Raw genomic sequence first — 18,154 nt, forward strand, 5'->3', positions numbered from 1 at the left:
CGAAGAACTTTCGATGGGTTTGATAGGGATTTTCACGCAGACAAACTTCCCAATATCGGGATAATTCTCGCTGTCCTCGGTTGCACAGACGACAAACATGTACGCACATCGGACAAGCAGCACTGTGCCAGTGCGTTTGACTGACAAAACAGTTACATTACGCGCTCACTCTGTGCCCGTACCCCAAAAGGGAACGACACGCTAAACGGGTCTGGCCTATCAAGCCGGGCAGCATTTCCCCTCATCCAAAGGGAAATCCCCTCTCGAATCCCGATTTCAGCAGTGTGGTACTACCTTAAATGAAAGTTCTCAAAGGCCAGGATATCCTGGCGCTTGGCTTTATGACGTTTGCGCTTTTCGTGGGCGCTGGCAACATCATCTTCCCGCCTATCGTCGGTCTGCAGTCTGGCCCGCACGTATGGATGGCGGCCCTTGGCTTCCTGGTTACCGCCGTGGGCCTGCCGGTCATCACCGTGGTCGCCCTGGCCAAGGTCGGCGGCGGCATGGATGCCCTGAGCAGCCCGATCGGCAAGTTCTTCGGTGGCCTGCTGGCGGCCGTGTGCTACCTGTCGGTCGGCCCGCTGTTCGCCACCCCGCGCACCGCGACCGTATCGTTCGAAGTGGGCGTTGCGCCGCTGACCGGCGAAAGCCCGCTGGCGCTGTTCATCTACAGCCTGGTGTACTTCCTCGTGGTACTGGCCGTGTCGATGTACCCGGGCAAGCTGCTCGACACCGTGGGCCGCTTCCTGGCGCCGCTGAAGATCATCGCCCTGGCGGTGCTGGGCATCGCCGCCTTCGCGCTGCCTGCCGGCACCATTGGTGAAGCGCAGCCGGCCTATGCCGCCGCAGCGTTCTCCAAGGGCTTCTCCGATGGTTACCTGACCATGGACACCCTGGGTGCCCTGGTGTTCGGTATCGTCATCGTCAACGCCATCCGCTCGCGCGGTGTCGAGTCGCCGAAACTGATCACCCGCTATGCCATCATTGCCGGCCTGATCGCAGGCGTCGGTCTGGCCCTGGTGTATATCAGCCTGTTCCGACTGGGTGCAACCAGCCACGAGATCGCGGCTGACGCTACCAACGGTGCGGCGGTACTGCATGCCTACGTGCAGCATACCTTCGGTTCGCTGGGCAGCGGTTTCCTCGCCGTGCTGATCGCGCTGGCCTGCCTGGTGACCGCCGTTGGCCTGACCTGTGCTTGCGCCGAGTACTTCAGCCAGATCCTTCCGCTGTCGTACCGCGCTCTGGTGGTGATTCTGGCGGGCTTCTCGCTGTTGATCTCCAATCTCGGCCTGACCAAGCTGATCATGTTCTCGATCCCGGTGCTTACGGCGATCTACCCGCCGTGCATCGTGGTGGTCGGGCTGAGCTTCGTGAAGGACCTGTGGAACTCGCCGACCCGCATCCTGGCACCAGTGATGCTGGTATCGCTGCTGTTCGGCATGGTCGATGCGATCAAGGGCAGCAGCATTGCCCACGTGCTGCCGGACTTCATGGCTCACCTGCCGCTGAGCGACCAGGGCCTGGCCTGGCTGGTGCCTTCGGTGGTGACCCTGGTTGGCGCCGTGGCCTGCGACCGCATGCTCGGCAAGCCGCGCGAAGCGCTGGCCTGATAGTCGAAGCCTGAGGGCGGCACCGGCCACAAGCCGAAGGGTGCTCGCCAAGGGTGGAAACTCAAGAGCCCCGTATCCGAAAGGATGCGGGGCTTTTTCTTTGCCTGCACTGGCCTCTTCGCAGCACAAGGCTGCTCCTACAAGTGCAGTGCCGTACCTGTAGGAGCAGCCTTGTGCTGCGAAGAGGCCAGAACAGGCAGTGCGGATTTCTGGGTGGATGTGTGCCTTTTACCGCTTGCCAGCGTCGAAATCCGGTCCCTATCCTTCAGGTATCTGGCCCTCCCGGGAACCGTGCATGAACTTCATCCAAAGCAACTTCAACAATCTTTTGGCCATCATCTGGTTCGCCCTGTGCTGGGGCGGTTACACCCGTTATGCCATCTGGAAGGGCCGCGACACCGCGTGCCTGGCCAGCGTGCTGCACCTGTACCGCGAAGACTGGATGCGCCGCATGCTGCTGCGCGACAACCGCATTGCCGATGCGAGCGTGATCGGCAACCTCGAGCGCAACGCCTCGTTCTTCGCCTCCAGCACCCTGATCATCCTCGCCGGTATCCTCACCGTGCTCGGGGCTTCCGACCGGGCGCTGTCGCTGCTGGCCGATCTGCCGCTGGTGCAGCAGACCTCCCAGGGCATGTCGGAGATCAAGCTGCTGTGCCTGGCCATGGTCTTCGTCTATGCCTTTTTCACCTTCAGCTGGTGCATGCGCCAATACAACTTCGCGGCAGTACTGGTGGGGTCGGCGCCGATGATCGGTGAACGGCTGGTCAATGAGCTTGAACGCAAGGCATTCGCCTCGCGGGCGGCGCGGGTGCTGTCGCTTGCCGCCAACCAGTTCAACCTGGGCCTGCGTTCCTATTACTTCGGCATGGCCATGTTGAGCTGGTTCATCAGCCCATGGTTATTCATGGTCATGAGTGTCGGGGTGGTGCTGATTCTGTACCGCCGCGAGTTCCATTCGGATGTATTGGATGTGATGGTGTTCACACCTACCGAAAGTGTTTCGATCGAACCCGCCAAGGAAAACACCGCTCCTGGTACCTGAAACGTTTAATCCATAAGTTTCAGGCACAAAAAAACCCGACAATGTCGGGTTTTTTTGTTTTAGCCGATTACTGCTTGGCAGGTTCGGCTGGAGCAGCTGGGGTAGCTGGAGCGGCTTCCGGAGCCGGAGTAGCCGGAGCGGCTTCTTCGGCGGCCTTCTGCTCGGCTTCGGCCTGATCTTTGGCGGCTTCGGCGTTTTCCTTGGCAGCCTCGTTCATTTTATCCTGAGCTTCGCCCGCTTTTTCCTGGGCTTGCTCGGCGTGTTGCTGTGCGTCCTGGGCTTTGTCTTCGCTCGCTTTATCGCAAGCGGCCAGGCCCATGGCAGCGGCCAGCATCAGAGCAAAAGCAAAAGGTTTACGCATGGGGGTGTTTCTCCTTGGTGGAATAAGTGACTTGTTCCTTCGAGTGCAACTACGCGGAATAAGTTCCGCGAAGATTACACATATATAACGTCCCGTTCTATATAGACTTTTTAACGATTTTATGCCGCTGCGGCAATGCGCAGGGAAACAGCCAATGAGTGATTCAACCTTGATGGCCATGGCCGAGCGTTTTCTCTCGGCCCTGAAACATTGTCAGTTGTTGCAAATGCGTGTGGTGCAAACCAATGCCGATGGCATGACCCTGGTGCTGCCCTGGTCTGCGGCCATTGTCGGCAACCCGCAGACCGGCGCCGTGCATGGCGGCGCGCTGACCACGCTGATGGACACCACCTGCGGCATGGCCACGCTGTGCGTGCTGCCGCGCTTCGAAGTGTGCCCGACACTGGACCTGCGCATCGACTATATGCATCCGGCCAAGGCCGGCAAAGACATCTACGGCCATGCCCAATGCTACCGGGTCACCCGCGATGTGATCTTCACCCGTGGCACGGCCTACCAGGATGACCCCGCTCAGCCTATCTGCCAGGTGGTGGGCACGTTCATGCGCCTGGGCCAGGAGATCAAGGGTGGCATCCGCTTCGGCAACAGCCTGAAGGAGGGCGGAGCATGATTCCGCACAATGTTCGCCAACAGCTCAACGCTGCTCATGCGGTGGGAGACTATCGGCCCTTGCTGGCGCTGATCCCCTATGGCGGCCTGATCGGCATTGAATGCGAGCGTCAGGGCGATGAACTGCTGTTCCGCCTGCCGGCCAACCAGGACAACATCGGCAACCCGCTGCTGCCGGCCATCCACGGCGGGGTGATCGCGGGCTTCATGGAACTGTCGGCAGCGCTGTACCTGCTGATCTTCAGCGAGAGCGCAAGCATTCCGAAGATCATCGACTTTTCCATCGATTACCTGCGCGCCGGGCACTTTCGCGATACCTACGCCCAATGCCAGCTTTGGCGCCAGGGCCGGCGGGTGACCAATGTGGCCATCACCGCCTGGCAGGGGGACAGGCAGTCGCCGATCGCCACGGCTCGGGCCCATTTCAAGATCGAACCGGAAAAGCCCTTGAAATCATCCGGGCAGCCCCCATCTGCATGACATCCGCCGCTAAACGCTGGCCAACCTGGCCGCCAGGCGTCAACTGCCATCAGATCGGAGTTTTGAAGACCATGAGTGTGGAGACTCAAAAAGAAACGCTGGGCTTCCAGACCGAGGTAAAGCAGCTGCTGCACCTCATGATCCATTCCCTGTATTCGAACAAGGAGATCTTCCTGCGTGAATTGATCTCCAACGCCTCCGACGCCGCCGACAAGCTGCGTTTCGAGGCCCTGGCCAAGCCAGAGCTGTTCGAAGGCGACGCCGACCTGAAGATTCGCCTGAGCTTCGACAAGGACGCCGGTACCGTGACCCTCGAGGACAACGGCATCGGCATGAGCCGCGAAGACGTCATCGCCCACCTGGGTACCATCGCCAAGTCCGGCACTGCCGACTTCATGAAGAACCTCACCGGTGACCAGAAGAAGGACTCGCACCTGATCGGTCAGTTCGGTGTGGGCTTCTACTCCGCGTTCATCGTTGCCGACAAGGTCGACGTGTACAGCCGCCGTGCCGGCCAGCCGGCCGCTGAAGGCGTGCACTGGTCGTCGAAGGGCGAAGGTGAGTTTGAAGTCGCCACCATCGACAAGCCACAGCGCGGCACCCGCATCGTCCTGCACCTGAAGAAGGGCGAGCAGGAGTTCGCCGATGGCTGGCGCCTGCGCAATGTGGTCAAGAAGTACTCCGACCACATCGCCATGCCGATCCAGCTGCTGAAAGAGCAAGCTACCGCCGAAGGCGAAGAGCAGCCGGCCGAAGAGTGGGAAACCGTCAACCGTGCCAGCGCCCTGTGGACCCGTCCGCGTACCGAAATCAAGGACGAGGAATATCAGGAGTTCTACAAGCACATCGGCCATGACTTCGAAAACCCGCTGGCCTGGAGCCACAACAAGGTAGAAGGCAAGCTCGAATACAACTCGCTGCTGTACGTGCCCGCCCGCGCGCCGTTCGACCTGTACCAGCGCGAAGCGCCACGCGGCCTGAAGCTGTACGTGCAGCGCGTGTTCATCATGGACCAGGCCGAATCGTTCCTGCCGCTGTACCTGCGCTTCATCAAGGGTGTGGTCGACTCCAACGACCTGTCGCTGAACGTGTCGCGTGAAATCCTGCAGAAAGACCCGATCATCGACTCGATGAAGACCGCGCTGACCAAGCGCGTGCTGGACATGCTGGAGAAGCTGGCGAAGAACGAGCCCGAGCAGTACAAGGGCTTCTGGAAGAACTTCGGTCAGGTGCTGAAGGAAGGCCCGGCCGAAGACTTCGCCAACAAGGAAAAGATCGCCGGCCTGCTGCGCTTCGCTTCCACCCAGGACGACAGCGGCGAGCAGAGCGTCGCCCTGGCCGACTACTTGGCTCGCGTCAAGGAAGGCCAGGACAAGATCTACTACCTCACCGGCGAGTCGTACGCGCAGGTCAAGAACAGCCCGCACCTGGAAGTCTTCCGCAAGAAAGGCATCGAAGTGCTGCTGCTGACCGACCGTATCGACGAGTGGCTGATGAGCTACCTGAACGAGTTCGACGGCAAGGCCTTTGTCGACGTCGCCCGTGGCGACCTGGACCTGGGCAAGCTGGACTCGGAAGAAGACAAGAAGGCCCAGGAAGAAGTCGCCAAGGACAAGGAAGGCCTGGTCGAGCGCCTGAAGGGCGCGCTGGGTGACAGCGTGGCCGAAGTGCGCGTATCGCACCGCCTGACCGACTCGCCGGCGATCCTGGCCATCGGTGAGCAGGACCTGGGCCTGCAGATGCGCCAGATCCTCGAAGCCAGCGGGCAGAAGGTGCCGGAGTCCAAGCCGATCTTCGAGTTCAACCCGACCCACCCGCTGATCGAGAAGCTGGACAACGAGCAGAGCGAAGACCGCTTCGCCGAGCTGTCGCACATCCTGTTCGATCAGGCAGCCCTCGCGGCCGGTGACAGCTTGAAGGACCCGGCGGCTTACGTTCGTCGCCTGAACAAGCTGCTGGTCGAACTGTCTGCTTGAGTTGATGCATAGGAAAGCCCGCTTCGGCGGGCTTTTTTCATGGCGAGCATATTGATGACGAGTGCCAAAGGAGTGCTTGATGAGCAAAGTAATCGTCGAATCGCTGGTCTATCACCTGTCCGGCAAGGCGTATGAAAGCCGCCTGGTATACGAGCCGGGCGCGCTGGGGCGGCCAGGTCTGGTGATGGCGCCGAACTGGATGGGTATTGGCGAAGGTGCCGAGCGCATCGCCAAGGAAGTGGCCGAGAAGGGCTATGTAGTGCTGATTGCCGACCTGTACGGGCAATCGGTGCGTCCGTCCAATGCCGACGAGGCCGGCGCGGCGATGATGCCGTTGAAGAATGACCGAGGCGAGCTGCGCAAGCGCATGCAGGAAGCCCTGGCGCAACTGTTGGGGCAGTCGAAGGCGCTGCTGGAACCGGGCAAGGTCGGCACGTTTGGTTTCTGCTTTGGTGGCTGCTGTGCACTGGAGCTGGCCCGTACTGGCGCCGATTTGCGTGCGGCGGTGTCGTTCCATGGCACCCTGGATACCCCGAACCCGGAAGATGCCAAGCGCATCAAGGGCTCGGTGCTGGTGCTGCACGGCGCTTCCGATCCACTGGTGCCGAAGGAGCAGTTGCCGGCGTTCGAGGAGGAGATGAACGCGGCCAAGGTTGACTGGCAATTGCTGAGCTATGGCGGCGCGGTGCACTCGTTTACCGACCCGAGTGCCAATGTGCCGGGCAAGATGCAGTATGATCGGCGTACCTCGGAGCGGGCGTTCCGCTCGATGCATAACCTGCTGACCGAAGTGTTCCAGCGCTGATGGCGCATTGGGGCTGCTGCGCAGCCCTTCGCGGGCTTGCCCGCTCCCACAGGTACGGAACTGCCCGTAAGTGCAACGCCGTCCCAGTGGGAGCGGGCAAGCCCGCGAAGGGTCGCAAAGCGGCCCCAATTACCGCGGCAACTCGATTCTGGAGGTTTCCCCCGGCACCACCGGCCATTCCCCAGCAGCCCACTTGGCCCGGGCCTGTTCGATCAGCTCCACATCACTGGCGACAAAGTTCCAGTTCATCCGCCGCGGCCCATCCAGTGGTGCGCCACCAATCAGCACCAGCTGGCACTCACCCTCCGCATACAGCGTCACCTCTTTACCCTCGGGCAGGACCACCAGGCTGCAGGGTTCCACATCCTCATCGTTCATCACCAGCTCACCATCGAGCAGGTACAGCGCCCGCTGCGCATGCTCGTTCGGCACCAATAGCGTGGTTGCCGGTTGCATCTGTACATGCGCGTACAGGGTAGGGGAGAGCACCGGCACCGGCGATTCCAGGCAGAACCCGCTGCCGGCGATCATGCAGATGCGTACTCCCAGGCTGTCGCTGACCGGCAGGCTCGCCGCCGGGTGATGGCTGTAGCTTGCCGGGCCTTGTTCCTGCTCGCGTGGCGATGCCAGCCATACCTGCAGCCCGTGCAGGCGTGAGCCATGGGCCAGGGCATCTTCAGGAGTACGCTCGACATGGGCCACACCGCTGCCTGCGGTCATCCAGCTGACGTCGCCCGGCAGCACCCGCTGCACCGAGCCGAGGCTGTCCTTGTGCAGGATTGCCCCTTCGAACAGGTAGGTAAGGGTCGACAGGCCGATATGCGGGTGCTGGCGGATGTCCATACCATGCCCCGGGGCATAGTCGGTTTCGAGCATGTGGTCGAAAAACACGAACGGGCCGACGCTGCGACACTGGGCCGATGGCAGCGGGCGCAGGATCGGCTGGCCCTCGACCGATTCGGCACGTGGGCGGATGACCAGGGGGCTGCTCATGGGAAGGCTCCAGGCAAGGTGGAAATGCCCCAAGCATAGCGGTTTGCCCGCCCCGGCTGAACCGTCTCGTAGGCCGGCCGGTCTAGAGATCTGATACCCGGAAAAGGAAGCTTCATCATGATCGTGAGAGCGTTGGCCTGCGTGCTGTTATCCACCTGGCTGTGCCAAGCGGCGCAGGCACGCGACTACCGCTACAGTGATGCCCACCTGCACTACGTCGACTTCTTCCAGGAAAGCGAAGGCATGCCTGCGCTGATCAAGGCCATGGATGCCGCCGGTATCGAGCAGTCGATGATTTCCGGCGTCCCGGTGGCCAAGAAGTGGCATGAAGACGAGCCCAAGCGCCCACGCTATTACGCTGGGGATGACGCCGAAGCCTACTGGTACAGCGCCACCGATACCTACGTGGCGGCGGCGCTACAGCAACTGCCCGACGAGCAGCGCAAGCGCTTTCATCCGTTCCTGGCGGGCTTCAATCCGGTGGACAAGAACGCCGCCAGCCATATCGAGCGCATGCTCGATCTGCATCCGGGGCTGTGGCAGGGCATTGGCGAGGTGTTCACCCGCCACGATGACCTGACTGCTCTGACCAGCGGTGACACGCCGCGCGCCAACAACGAAGCCATGGCGCGTATCTACCACCTGGCGGCCGAGCGCGACCTGCCGGTGCTGCTGCATTCCAACATCACCTCCAAGCGCGAGCGCAACCCGCTGTACCTGGCGGAGATCGAACAGCCGCTGCGCAATCACCCGCACACGCGGTTCATCTGGGCGCATGCAGGCAGCAGCATGGAGATTCACCGGCACCAGACGCAGATGGACTTTCTGCTGCCGGTGCTGACGCGGTTGCTGGAGGATTACCCGAACCTGTATGTCGATTTGTCGTGGAGCGTGCTGAAACCCTATCTGCTGGATGACCGGGGTGTGCCGCGCAAGGCGTGGCTGGCACTGGTCGAGAGGTTCCCGGAACGGTTCATGCTGGGTTCGGATGTGGTGGGGCGGTTTGGCAGCCTTGGGGAGCAGATGCATGGGTTCAGGCCGTTTCTGGACGCATTGCCGGAACAAGTTGCCAACAAGGTGGCCAGGGAGAATTTTCTGGCTGTACTGCCCAGGCGGAAATAAGGGTTTTCCTGTGCCGGCGATAGGGCCGGTACAGGCAATACAAATGAAAACGCCCCGAATCAGTCGGGGCGTTTTCGTTTACCGCAGCAGCGTCTTACTTGCCTTCCCAGCGCTTGAGCACCAGGGTGGCGTTGGTGCCGCCGAAGCCGAAGCTGTTGCTCATGACCGTGTCGATCTTGGCGTTTTCTTCGGTCTTGCGCAGGATCGGCAGGTCGGCGACTTCCGGGTCCAGCTCGTCGATGTTGGCGGAGCCGGCGATGAAGTTGTTTTCCATCATCAGCAGGCAGTAGATCGCCTCGTGTACGCCGGCAGCGCCCAGCGAGTGGCCCGACAGGCTCTTGGTCGAGCTGATCTTCGGCGCCTTGTCGCCGAACACGGCGCGAACGCCCTTGATCTCGGCAACGTCACCGACCGGGGTCGAGGTGCCGTGGGTGTTCAGGTAATCGATCGGAGTGTCGACGGTCGACAGCGCCTGCTGCATGCAGCGGATAGCACCTTCGCCGCTCGGGGCAACCATGTCGTAGCCGTCGGAAGTGGCGCCGTAGCCGACGATTTCCGCGTAGATCTTGGCGCCACGGGCCAGGGCGTGTTCCAGCTCCTCGACCACCACCATGCCGCCACCGCCAGCGATGACGAAGCCATCACGGTCGGCGTCGTAGGCGCGCGAGGCCTGTTCCGGGGTTTCGTTGCGCTTGGTCGACAGGGCGCCCATGGCATCGAACAGGAACGACTGGCTCCAGTGCTCTTCTTCACCGCCACCGGCGAAGACGATGTCCTGCTTGCCCCACTGGATCTGCTCCAGGGCGGTGCCGATGCAGTGTGCCGAAGTGGCGCAGGCCGAGGAGATCGAGTAGTTGATGCCCTTGATCTTGAACGGGGTGGCCAGGCACGCCGAAACGGTGCTGCCCATGGTGCGGGTAACGCGGTACGGGCCGACGCGCTTGACGCCTTTCTCACGCAGGGTGTCCAGCGCTTCCATCTGGTTCAGGGTCGAGGCGCCGCCGGAGCCCGCCACCAGGCCGGTACGCGGGTTGGAAACCTGCTCTTCGGTCAGGCCGGCGTCCTTGATCGCATCCTGCATCGCCAGGTAGGCGTAGGCAGCAGCGTGGCCGACGAAGCGGTAGACCTTGCGGTCGATCAGTTCTTCGAGGTTGAGGTCGATGGACCCGGAAACCTGGCTACGCAGCCCCATTTCCTTGTATTCCGGGTTGTAACGGATACCCGGACGGCTGTTGCGCAGGTTTTCGGTGACGGTAGCTTTGTCATTGCCCAGGCACGATACGATGCCCAGACCAGTGATAACGACGCGGCGCATGCGAATAACCCTTAGAAATTGTCAGTGGAGGTGAACACGCCGACCCGCAGGCCTTCGGCAGTGTAGATCTCGCGGCCGTCGACGCTGACCGAGCCATCGGCGATGGCCATGTTCAGCTTGCCCTTCAGGACGCGCTTGATGTGAATGTTGTAAGTGACTTTCTTGGCTTCCGGCAGTACCTGGCCGAAGAACTTCACCTCGCCCGAACCCAGGGCGCGCCCGCGGCCTGGCAGGCCCTGCCAGCCGAGGAAGAAACCTACCAGCTGCCACATGGCATCAAGCCCCAGGCAGCCCGGCATTACCGGGTCGCCTTCGAAGTGGCAGGCGAAGAACCACAGGTCCGGATTGATATCCAGCTCGGCGACCAATTCACCTTTGCCGTACTTGCCGCCTTCTTCGCTGATATGGGTGATGCGATCGACCATCAGCATGTTCGGCGCGGGCAGTTGCGCATTACCTGGGCCGAACAGCTCACCGCGACTGCAGCGCAGCAGGTCTTCCCGAGTAAAGGCGTGTTGTTTGGTCATGCGAGCTCCTCAATAACCCCCTGCGGCAGGGGATGAATCTTCCCGGCCGGCCCGATACGCATCGCGTTCGGGGCGGCAGCCTACAGGTAGACTATTGCGTTGTGGTGAAAGTCACAGTGCACCCGGTGAAAGAAGTACAGGTGTGCACTGAAACGTCTATTTTCAGGTCCGATGAAGGTCCTGTCCAGTGTTTAAGACTGCCGCACTTTAGCATTTATCGCCAGTCGCGGTTGTCTGACCGGGTAGCCAGCGCTGCAGCACGCGCTGCAGTTCAGTGCGGCGCAAGGGTTTGCTCAGGTAGTCGTCCATGCCGGCCGCCATGCAACGCTCGCGGTCGCCCTGCAAGGCGTTGGCGGTCAGGGCGATGATCGGTAGCCTGGCGCCGTTGGGCAGCTGGCGGATACGCCGGGTGGCTTCATAGCCGTCCAGGTGCGGCAGGCGGCAGTCCATCAGCACGGCGGCAAAACGCTGCTGGCTGACCCGTTCGACCGCCTCCAGGCCGTCCTCGGCCGTGCATACCGCCAGCCCCAGGCTACGCAGCATGGCCTCGATGACACTTTGGTTGACCGGATTGTCCTCTACCAGCAGCACCTGATCATTGTCGGCCACCGCCGGTGGCGCAGCGCTTGGTTGCGTCAGCGAGAGCGGGGCAGGGCTGGCCAGGGCCAGAGGCATCTCCAGGGTAAAGGTCGAGCCCAGGCCCTCACGGCTTTCGCCACGCAGCTTGCCGCCCATGCGTTCGGCCAGGGTGCGGGCGATCGACAGTCCCAGCCCGGTGCCGCCATAGCGGCGGGAAATCGAGCTGTCGGCCTGCTGGAAGGCGACGAACATCATTTCCAGGCGTTCGTTGTCGATGCCGATACCGGTGTCGCGCACACTGCAGGTCAGCCAGATCAGTTGGCGGTCCAGCACCTGCCAGCGCGCCTCGACCTGAACCTGGCCGCGTTCGGTGAATTTCAGCGCGTTGCCGACCAGGTTCAGCAGGATCTGGCGGATGCGCGTGGGGTCGCCGTTCACCTGCAGCTGCTCGATACCCGCCGGCATTTGCAGGTGCAGGGCAAGGCCGCGCTGTTGGGCGCTGTGCTGGAACGACTGGACGCTGCTGGTGATCAGTTCGCCCAGGTTGAAGTCGATGTGTTCCAGTTGCAGCGCGGCGCGTTCGATGCGCGAGAAGTCGAGGATGTCATTGATGACCTTGAGCAGGTGCCCGGTGGATTCGCTGGTCACCGCGGTGTACTCGGCCTGCTCGCTGTTCAGCTGCGTGGTTTCCAGCAACTGCAGCATGCCCAGTACGCCATTCATCGGCGTGCGCAGTTCGTGGCTCATCATCGCCAGGAAATCCGATTTGGTGCGGTTGGCCTGTTCGGCCTCCTCGCGGGCCTGGATAAGCTCGGCAATCGCCTGCTTCTGTTCATTGCTGGCCTGCGCCAGGCCATGGGCCAGGTTATTGATGTGGCGTGCCAGATGGCCCAGTTCGCTGTCATCGACCACCGGCAACAGGGTGTGGTACTCGCCCTGCTGGATGGCCTTGACCGCGTGCCCCATGTCGCTGATCGGCTTGGCGAGGCTAAGGGCCAGGCGGCGCGCCAGCAGGAAAGTGAACAGCAGGGCGAACAGCGCGAGGATACCGGCCTTGATCACGATTTCCTGCTGGCGCTGGCTGAAGGCGTCATCGGACATGCCGACGATGACCCTGCCCAGGTAATCGTCGCCAATGGCCGGGCTGGTGGCCTTGCCCTGTTGCAGGAAGTCGCTGTCCAGGCGGATCTGCTGCAGGCGGATGGGCGCCTGGAACACTTCGACGCGCTGCGCGCGGTTGGCGCTTTCGTCGGACTGCTCCACATAAACCAGTATGTGGTTGCGGCTGTCCTGCACCTCGAGGAAGCGCACGTGGGGGATGCTGAGCGTGGCGCGCATCAGGCCCTCGAGCACTTCGTTGTTGCCCGAGATCACCCCGTATTCCGAGGCTGGCGCCAACTGGTTGGCGATCAGTTGCCCGGTGTGGTTCAGTTCCTGGCGCAGGTCCTGGATACGCACGAAGGTGAAGAAGCTGATCAGCAGCAAGGTCAGCAGCAGGGCAGGGCCGAGGCTGATGATCTGGGTGCGGGTGTGAATGTCCCAGCTCAGGCGCTTGCTCATGGGGTGGGTTCTCCTTCGGCCAGGGCCTTGGCGGCGGCGTTCGGATCGATCGGTTCAAGGCCCAGGGCGCGCGCCACCTGCTGGTTGCCGCTGACGCCGAAGCGTACCGGGTACAGGCTGCGTGGCCAGCGCGCCGGTGGCTGGTCGAGCAACTGGTCGAGCACAGCCAGCCAATCGTCCTGGTCGCTGAAGGTGCTGGCCAGGGCGCCGGCGCGGACGAACCCGGCGTTCGGGCCGATCAGCGCCATCTGCCGGCCATAGCTGCTCAACAGCAGGTTTTTCGCAGTCTTGGAGTTGTACAGGTCGGCATCGTCCAGGCCCAGCAGCACGTCACTGTTGGCCAACAAGTGTTGCAAAGGGCGGCTGTCGCGCGGGTCGGGCCAGTCCTGGGCAATGATCTCCAGGCCCAGCGGGCGGGCGGCGTGGCGCAGCTCTTCGAGCAGAAAGCTGCTGTGCTCACCGTACAGCACACCAATGCGCTGGGCCTGCGGCAGCAGGTAGCGCGCCAGGCGCAACTGCCGGCCCAGCGGCGGATCGCTCCACAGCAGCGTGAGGAACGCGGGCCGCGACTTTCCCAGGCGCTGTTCAGCCTGCACCCGGCTGACCCTCATGGCCAGTGCCGGCGGGCCGGCAGTTTCCCCGAGGCGCCATTCCAGTGCGGCGTTGTCCAGCAGGATCAGGCGCTGGTCAGCCTTGAGCTTGCCCGGGGGTGGCAGGTCGGCGGTGGTCTGGAAATGTACATGGTCGTGCGGCCGGCGGCTTTCCAGCGCGGCGACGAAACTGCGAATGCCAGGCTGGTCTTCCGCGCCTACCAACAGGATTTCGCTGGCGAACAGTGGCCCCATCGGCCACAGGCACAACAGCAACAGGCGCAGCAGCAGGGCCATCAGAACTCCAGCTCCGCGCTGATGCTCAGGCGGTGGCGGCTGTCGTAGCGGTTCTGAATTGCCGTGGTCGGCTCATCGTCCAGGCGCTGTTGCCACAGCGCCGCCAGCTCCAGGTTGCTGCCATGCACCCGGAAACGTTTGGCCAGGCGCAGGTCCAGGCGCTCGTAGCGATACTGGTTGAGTGCATCGTCACCGTAATAGAACAGCGCGCTCGACCAACCGGCACCCCACTCGCGCATCCATCCGGCCGAGCCGCTGTTGCGCGCGCTGAGGCGGCGGTCGGCGGGGTTGCTGGCCCAGGCATCCACGTAGGCGTAGGTCACCCGCAGGCGGTCGCGCAGGGTCGGGCGCCAGTCCAGTTGCGCCTCGCTGCCGCTGAAACGGGCCTTGTTGGCATTGCTGGCGATGTACTGGTTGTTCTTCAGGGGCTCGCTGATCATGCCGGTGATCTCGTCATAGAACAGCTTCACATCCATGTTCAGGTCGATGTCGCTGAAGTAGCCGTTGTAGCCGAGTTCGCGCGAGCGCATGCGTTCCTGGTCGAGGTCGCCCGGGCCGCGGGTCTTGACGAAGTATTCGCCGTTTTGCAGGCCAAAAGCGTTGGGGGTCAGGTTCTTGACCGTGTAGCTCCAGTTGACGTTGTTCTCGAACATGTCTGGCGAGCGCACTGCCTCGGAATACACTGCACGCAGGCCATGGCGCGGGGTGATCAGGTAGTTGACCGCCACGCGTGGGGTCAGCGAGCTGCCGGACAGGCGCGAGTCCTCGAACATGGCACCACCCTGCAGGATCCAGTGTTCGTCGGCGCGCCACTCCAGCTGGCCGAACAGGCGCCAGGTCTGGTCGTCGATGCTGCCATTGAAGTAGGTCTGCGAGTCGGCACGATCATAGCGGTAGTTCATGCCGCTGAGCAGGCGCAGGCTGTCGGTCAGGCTCAGGGTGTCCTGGATTTCCAGGTCGTAGCGGGTTTCGCGGGTGCTCTGGTCGACGTCGCCGCAGACCTGCTGGTTGCCACCGTTCGCCCATTGCTGCTGGACCTTCTCCAGAAGCCCTCTCATGACGGGATCGTTGGTCGAAAGTGGCGCGCCGGTAGCAATGCCGCGTGCCACTTTTTCGGCGAAATCGGGGTTCATTTGCCAGAGCTGGGTCAATTCCGGGCTGAACGACTGCAAAGCGTCACAGGCACGCCACACCTGCTGACGGTCGAAATGTTGGGCAGAGCCTTGGATATACAGGCTGTGCTCAGAACTGAAGTCCTTGGTCCAGCGCAATGAGCCGGCGTAGTCCTTGGCACTGACGTCAGCGTTGTTACCGGCTTCGTATTTGGCGAACACCGGCTGGTAGGTATAAGGCCGCTGGTTGCTGCCTTCCTTCGCAGCAAGTTGCCATTCCAGGGTCTGGTCGTGTGCCAGGCTGTGGCTGGCGTTGATATTGAAGCGGGTCAGCCGGCGGCTGTCGCGGTAGTCCTGGCCGAACTGGTTCTCGTCGAAGCCATCGTCCTGCTGGCCTGACAGCGACAGGCGCATGTCGCCACTCTCCCAACCGAAGCCGTGGCTGGCGTAGAAATCGTTGATGCCGTCCTGGCCGCGGGTCATCTTCAGCCGCGTGCCATGGCTGTCGGCAGGGTTGCGGGTAAGGATGTTGACCACCGCCATCAGCGCGTTGGCGCCATAGCTGACCGTGTTGGGGCCGCGGAACACCTCGATGCGCTCGATATCCTCCATGGCCAGGGGGATGTCGCTCCAGTCCACCGTGGCCAGGCCGGCGCGGTACACCGAACGGCCATCGATCAGCACCTGCATGCGTCGGGCATCGTTGACGTTGCTGCCGTGGTAGTTGACCGTGGGTTGGTTGCCGGCGTTGTAGCCCACCATCATGCCCGGCACCAGGCGCAGCAGCTCGGGGATGTCACGGGCACCGCTGGCCCGGATCAGCTCGCTGTCGAGCACGGTCATGCTGCCCGGTACTGCGGCGGGGGATTGTTTCAGGCGCGTGGCGGTCAGAACCTGCGGCAGGTCCGTGTTGTCGATGAACAGGTCATCGGCCACGGCCGGGCCGCCGAGCAGGGCAGTCAGTATGAGCAGGCGCGGGTACGAGGGCGTGCCAGGGAACACAAAGCGGCCTTGTATCAGGATTGAAACAGGCATGGTAACTGACCGTGGGGGTTTTGCCAGTGATCTGCTTGCCAGTGAAGCCCGATCTAAGGACATGCACGGTACCTGTAGGAGCAGCCTTGCGCTGCGAAAGGGCCGGTACTGACACTGGTTCTGTAGCAGGCGAGCCGTATAATGGCTGGGTCGCCACTTAACTTTTGGCTTTAACGGATTGGATATGACTGAACAGCAACCTGTTGCAGTTCTGGGAGGCGGCAGCTTCGGCACCGCCGTGGCGAACCTGCTGGCAGAAAACGGTGTGCCGGTGCGCCAATGGATGCGCGATCCGGAACAGGCCGAGGCCATGCGGGTCAATCGCGAGAATCCCCGCTACCTCAAGGGCATCCGCTTGCACGACGGCGTCGAGCCGGTCAGCGACCTGCTGGCCACACTGCAGGCCAGCGAGCTGATTTTCGTCGCCCTGCCATCGAGCGCCTTGCGTAGCGTGCTGGCTCCGCATGCCGAGTTGCTGCGCGGCAAGGGCCTGGTCAGCCTGACCAAGGGCATCGAAGCGCAAAGCTTCAAGCTGATGAGCCAGATCCTCGAGGAAATCGCCCCCGAGGCGCGCATCGGCGTGCTGTCCGGCCCCAACCTGGCCCGTGAAATCGCCGAACATGCGCTGACCGCCACGGTGGTCGCCAGCGAGGACGAAAAACTGTGCCAGCAGGTGCAGGCCGTGCTGCATGGGCGTACCTTCCGCGTCTACGCCAGTGCCGACCGCTTTGGCGTCGAGCTGGGCGGGGCGCTGAAGAACGTCTACGCCATCATTGCTGGCATGGCGGTGGCCCTGGGCATGGGCGAGAACACCAAGAGCATGCTGATTACCCGCGCCCTGGCCGAGATGACCCGCTTCGCCGTCAGCCAGGGGGCCAACCCCATGACTTTCCTCGGCCTGGCCGGTGTCGGTGACCTGATCGTCACCTGCTCCTCGCCAAAGAGCCGCAACTACCAGGTCGGCCACGCGCTGGGCCAGGGCCTGAGCCTGGAGCAGGCGGTCAGCCGCCTGGGCGAAGTAGCCGAAGGCGTCAACACCCTCAAGGTGCTCAAGGCCAAGGCGCAGGAAGTGCAGGTATACATGCCGCTGGTGGCAGGCCTGCATGCCATCCTGTTCGAAGGCCGCACGCTGAACCAGGTGATCGAGCACCTGATGCGTGCCGAGCCGAAGACCGATGTCGATTTCATTTCCATCAGCGGTTTCAACTGAGCCTTCAGCGGCTCTGACAACAGCAAGGAGCAACACATGAACGATACGCCCGAACGCGCCCAGCGCGAGTCGATCATCCTGCGGGCCCTGTGGATGCTGGTGTTCCTGGTGGTCTGGCAGCTGGCCGAGCTGCTGCTCGGTGGCCTGGTGCTGGTACAATTGATCTACCGCCTGGTGTACGGCGCCCCCAGCGCCAGCCTGATGAACTTCGGTGACAGCCTGAGCCAGTACCTGGCGCAGATCGGCCGCTTCGGCAGCTTCCACAGCGACCAGAAGCCCTGGCCGTTCGCCGACTGGCCGGCACCGCGTGCCCCGGAAGGCGAGGCGCCGCATGCGGTGGCCCCGGCCCCGCACCCGGTGCGTGACGAGGAGCCCAAACTGTGAAGCTGTGGGTTCTGCGCCACGGCGAAGCGGAGCCGCGCGCCAACAGCGATGCCGAGCGCCGGCTGACCGCCCATGGTCGCGAACAGGTGCTGCATAGCGCCGCCCGCCTGCTGGGCCAGCCGCTGCAGGCGATCATCGCCAGCCCTTACGTACGCGCCCAGCAAACGGCTGCCCTGGTGCATGACACCCTGGGCTTCGCCGAACCGGTGCGCACCGTGCCCTGGCTGACGCCTGACAGTGATGTGCAGCAGGTTATCGGTGAAATCGAGCGCCTGGGCCTGGAGCATGTGCTGCTGGTCAGCCACCAGCCGCTGGTGGGTACCTTGGTAGGGGCGTTGCAGCATGGCCACCAGCAGCAACCAGCGGGCATGAGCACTGCAAGCCTGGCGGAGCTGGAAGGGGACTGGCCGCTGGCTGGGTTGATGACCCTTCGGGCGATCAACTCGCCGGCCTGAGTTCTCAGGCTATCTAGGTTTCCTGTAGGAGCAGCCTTGTGCTGCGAAGAGGCCAGTAGGGCAAT

At 62.7% G+C, this 18,154-nt stretch carries 17 protein-coding genes; 10 read left to right on the forward strand and 7 right to left on the reverse strand.

Annotated elements, in window-relative coordinates:
• Positions 1-299 precede the first annotated feature (299 nt).
• Positions 300-1,613 (forward strand): branched-chain amino acid transport system II carrier protein, encoded by a 1,314-nt coding sequence (gene brnQ / locus IMX18_RS06035; protein WP_015271095.1) that lies wholly within the window; start codon positions 300-302, stop codon positions 1,611-1,613.
• Between the two features lie 295 nt (positions 1,614-1,908).
• Complete coding sequence (locus IMX18_RS06040) at positions 1,909-2,658, forward strand: DUF599 domain-containing protein (RefSeq protein ID WP_015271094.1); 750 nt, start codon at positions 1,909-1,911, stop codon at positions 2,656-2,658.
• Between the two features lie 67 nt (positions 2,659-2,725).
• Here the strand turns inward: IMX18_RS06040 and IMX18_RS06045 are convergent, their stop codons facing one another.
• The gene (locus tag IMX18_RS06045; RefSeq protein WP_015271093.1) at positions 2,726-3,019 is read right to left on the reverse strand and encodes a hypothetical protein; all 294 of its coding nucleotides are present in this window, start codon (positions 3,017-3,019) and stop codon (positions 2,726-2,728) included.
• 154 nt (positions 3,020-3,173) lie between these two features.
• Here IMX18_RS06045 and IMX18_RS06050 point away from each other — a divergent pair, with 154 nt between their 5' ends.
• The 4 genes from IMX18_RS06050 to IMX18_RS06065 all read left to right on the forward strand — a co-directional run bounded on the left by IMX18_RS06050 (position 3,174) and on the right by IMX18_RS06065 (position 6,910).
• Positions 3,174-3,650 carry a PaaI family thioesterase gene (locus IMX18_RS06050; RefSeq protein WP_004375991.1) on the forward strand — a complete coding sequence of 159 codons (477 nt, stop codon included), beginning with the start codon at positions 3,174-3,176 and terminating at the stop codon, positions 3,648-3,650.
• Positions 3,647-4,129 carry a PaaI family thioesterase gene (locus IMX18_RS06055; RefSeq protein WP_217190188.1) on the forward strand — a complete coding sequence of 161 codons (483 nt, stop codon included), beginning with the start codon at positions 3,647-3,649 and terminating at the stop codon, positions 4,127-4,129. The genes IMX18_RS06050 and IMX18_RS06055 overlap by 4 nt, the downstream gene beginning before the upstream one ends.
• Before the next feature lie 71 nt (positions 4,130-4,200).
• Complete coding sequence (htpG, locus tag IMX18_RS06060; protein ID WP_023661535.1) at positions 4,201-6,105, forward strand: molecular chaperone HtpG; 1,905 nt, start codon at positions 4,201-4,203, stop codon at positions 6,103-6,105.
• Between the two features lie 79 nt (positions 6,106-6,184).
• On the forward strand, positions 6,185-6,910 hold the full coding sequence (locus IMX18_RS06065; protein ID WP_015271090.1) for a dienelactone hydrolase family protein: 726 nt from the start codon (positions 6,185-6,187) through the stop codon (positions 6,908-6,910).
• A 129-nt stretch (positions 6,911-7,039) separates the two neighbouring features.
• On the opposite strand, the gene IMX18_RS06070 is transcribed toward IMX18_RS06065, so the two are convergent.
• The gene (locus IMX18_RS06070) at positions 7,040-7,903 is read right to left on the reverse strand and encodes a pirin family protein (protein WP_015271089.1); all 864 of its coding nucleotides are present in this window, start codon (positions 7,901-7,903) and stop codon (positions 7,040-7,042) included.
• A gap of 117 nt (positions 7,904-8,020) precedes the next feature.
• On the opposite strand from IMX18_RS06070, the gene IMX18_RS06075 reads away from it, so the two are divergent.
• Entirely contained in the window at positions 8,021-9,025 is a 1,005-nt protein-coding gene (locus IMX18_RS06075; RefSeq protein WP_015271088.1) for an amidohydrolase family protein, read from the forward strand.
• A gap of 94 nt (positions 9,026-9,119) precedes the next feature.
• On the opposite strand, the gene fabB is transcribed toward IMX18_RS06075, so the two are convergent.
• The 5 genes from fabB to IMX18_RS06100 all read right to left on the reverse strand — a co-directional run bounded on the left by fabB (position 9,120) and on the right by IMX18_RS06100 (position 16,040).
• A complete protein-coding gene (fabB, locus tag IMX18_RS06080; protein WP_013973429.1) occupies positions 9,120-10,340 on the reverse strand; it encodes a beta-ketoacyl-ACP synthase I in 1,221 nt (406 codons plus the stop codon).
• An 11-nt stretch (positions 10,341-10,351) separates the two neighbouring features.
• Positions 10,352-10,867, reverse strand: a complete 516-nt coding sequence (gene fabA, locus IMX18_RS06085; protein WP_003251509.1) for a 3-hydroxyacyl-[acyl-carrier-protein] dehydratase FabA — start codon at positions 10,865-10,867, stop codon at positions 10,352-10,354.
• A 207-nt stretch (positions 10,868-11,074) separates the two neighbouring features.
• Positions 11,075-13,006: an ATP-binding protein gene (locus tag IMX18_RS06090; protein WP_217190187.1), complete on the reverse strand. Its 1,932-nt coding sequence runs from the start codon at positions 13,004-13,006 to the stop codon at positions 11,075-11,077.
• Complete coding sequence (locus tag IMX18_RS06095) at positions 13,003-13,893, reverse strand: ABC transporter substrate-binding protein (RefSeq protein ID WP_015271086.1); 891 nt, start codon at positions 13,891-13,893, stop codon at positions 13,003-13,005. Before IMX18_RS06095 ends, IMX18_RS06090 begins: the two co-directional genes overlap by 4 nt.
• Positions 13,893-16,040, reverse strand: a complete 2,148-nt coding sequence (locus tag IMX18_RS06100; RefSeq protein WP_015271085.1) for a TonB-dependent receptor plug domain-containing protein — start codon at positions 16,038-16,040, stop codon at positions 13,893-13,895. The genes IMX18_RS06095 and IMX18_RS06100 overlap by 1 nt, the downstream gene beginning before the upstream one ends.
• 184 nt (positions 16,041-16,224) lie before the next feature.
• Here IMX18_RS06100 and IMX18_RS06105 point away from each other — a divergent pair, with 184 nt between their 5' ends.
• Genes IMX18_RS06105 through sixA form a run of 3 tightly spaced genes read left to right on the forward strand, consistent with a single transcriptional unit; the run spans position 16,225 to position 18,089 of the window.
• A complete protein-coding gene (locus IMX18_RS06105; RefSeq protein WP_013973425.1) occupies positions 16,225-17,250 on the forward strand; it encodes an NAD(P)H-dependent glycerol-3-phosphate dehydrogenase in 1,026 nt (341 codons plus the stop codon).
• 36 nt (positions 17,251-17,286) lie between these two features.
• Positions 17,287-17,634, forward strand: coding sequence for a DUF4389 domain-containing protein (locus tag IMX18_RS06110; protein WP_013973424.1), 348 nt, complete (start codon positions 17,287-17,289; stop codon positions 17,632-17,634).
• A complete protein-coding gene (sixA, locus tag IMX18_RS06115; RefSeq protein WP_015271084.1) occupies positions 17,631-18,089 on the forward strand; it encodes a phosphohistidine phosphatase SixA in 459 nt (152 codons plus the stop codon). Before IMX18_RS06110 ends, sixA begins: the two co-directional genes overlap by 4 nt.
• Positions 18,090-18,154: the final 65 nt, after the last annotated feature.

The sequence above is a fragment of the Pseudomonas shirazica genome (assembly GCF_015168335.1).
Classification (GTDB): domain Bacteria; phylum Pseudomonadota; class Gammaproteobacteria; order Pseudomonadales; family Pseudomonadaceae; genus Aquipseudomonas; species Aquipseudomonas asiatica.

Coding starts and splice junctions, on each gene's coding strand:
- brnQ (WP_015271095.1), top strand. CDS start 300: ATGAAAGTTCTCAAAGGCCAGGATATCCTGGCGCTTGGCTTTATGACG.
- IMX18_RS06040 (WP_015271094.1), top strand. CDS start 1,909: ATGAACTTCATCCAAAGCAACTTCAACAATCTTTTGGCCATCATCTGG.
- IMX18_RS06045 (WP_015271093.1), bottom strand. CDS start 3,019: ATGCGTAAACCTTTTGCTTTTGCTCTGATGCTGGCCGCTGCCATGGGC.
- IMX18_RS06050 (WP_004375991.1), top strand. CDS start 3,174: ATGAGTGATTCAACCTTGATGGCCATGGCCGAGCGTTTTCTCTCGGCC.
- IMX18_RS06055 (WP_217190188.1), top strand. CDS start 3,647: ATGATTCCGCACAATGTTCGCCAACAGCTCAACGCTGCTCATGCGGTG.
- htpG (WP_023661535.1), top strand. CDS start 4,201: ATGAGTGTGGAGACTCAAAAAGAAACGCTGGGCTTCCAGACCGAGGTA.
- IMX18_RS06065 (WP_015271090.1), top strand. CDS start 6,185: ATGAGCAAAGTAATCGTCGAATCGCTGGTCTATCACCTGTCCGGCAAG.
- IMX18_RS06070 (WP_015271089.1), bottom strand. CDS start 7,903: ATGAGCAGCCCCCTGGTCATCCGCCCACGTGCCGAATCGGTCGAGGGC.
- IMX18_RS06075 (WP_015271088.1), top strand. CDS start 8,021: ATGATCGTGAGAGCGTTGGCCTGCGTGCTGTTATCCACCTGGCTGTGC.
- fabB (WP_013973429.1), bottom strand. CDS start 10,340: ATGCGCCGCGTCGTTATCACTGGTCTGGGCATCGTATCGTGCCTGGGC.
- fabA (WP_003251509.1), bottom strand. CDS start 10,867: ATGACCAAACAACACGCCTTTACTCGGGAAGACCTGCTGCGCTGCAGT.
- IMX18_RS06090 (WP_217190187.1), bottom strand. CDS start 13,006: ATGAGCAAGCGCCTGAGCTGGGACATTCACACCCGCACCCAGATCATC.
- IMX18_RS06095 (WP_015271086.1), bottom strand. CDS start 13,893: ATGGCCCTGCTGCTGCGCCTGTTGCTGTTGTGCCTGTGGCCGATGGGG.
- IMX18_RS06100 (WP_015271085.1), bottom strand. CDS start 16,040: ATGCCTGTTTCAATCCTGATACAAGGCCGCTTTGTGTTCCCTGGCACG.
- IMX18_RS06105 (WP_013973425.1), top strand. CDS start 16,225: ATGACTGAACAGCAACCTGTTGCAGTTCTGGGAGGCGGCAGCTTCGGC.
- IMX18_RS06110 (WP_013973424.1), top strand. CDS start 17,287: ATGAACGATACGCCCGAACGCGCCCAGCGCGAGTCGATCATCCTGCGG.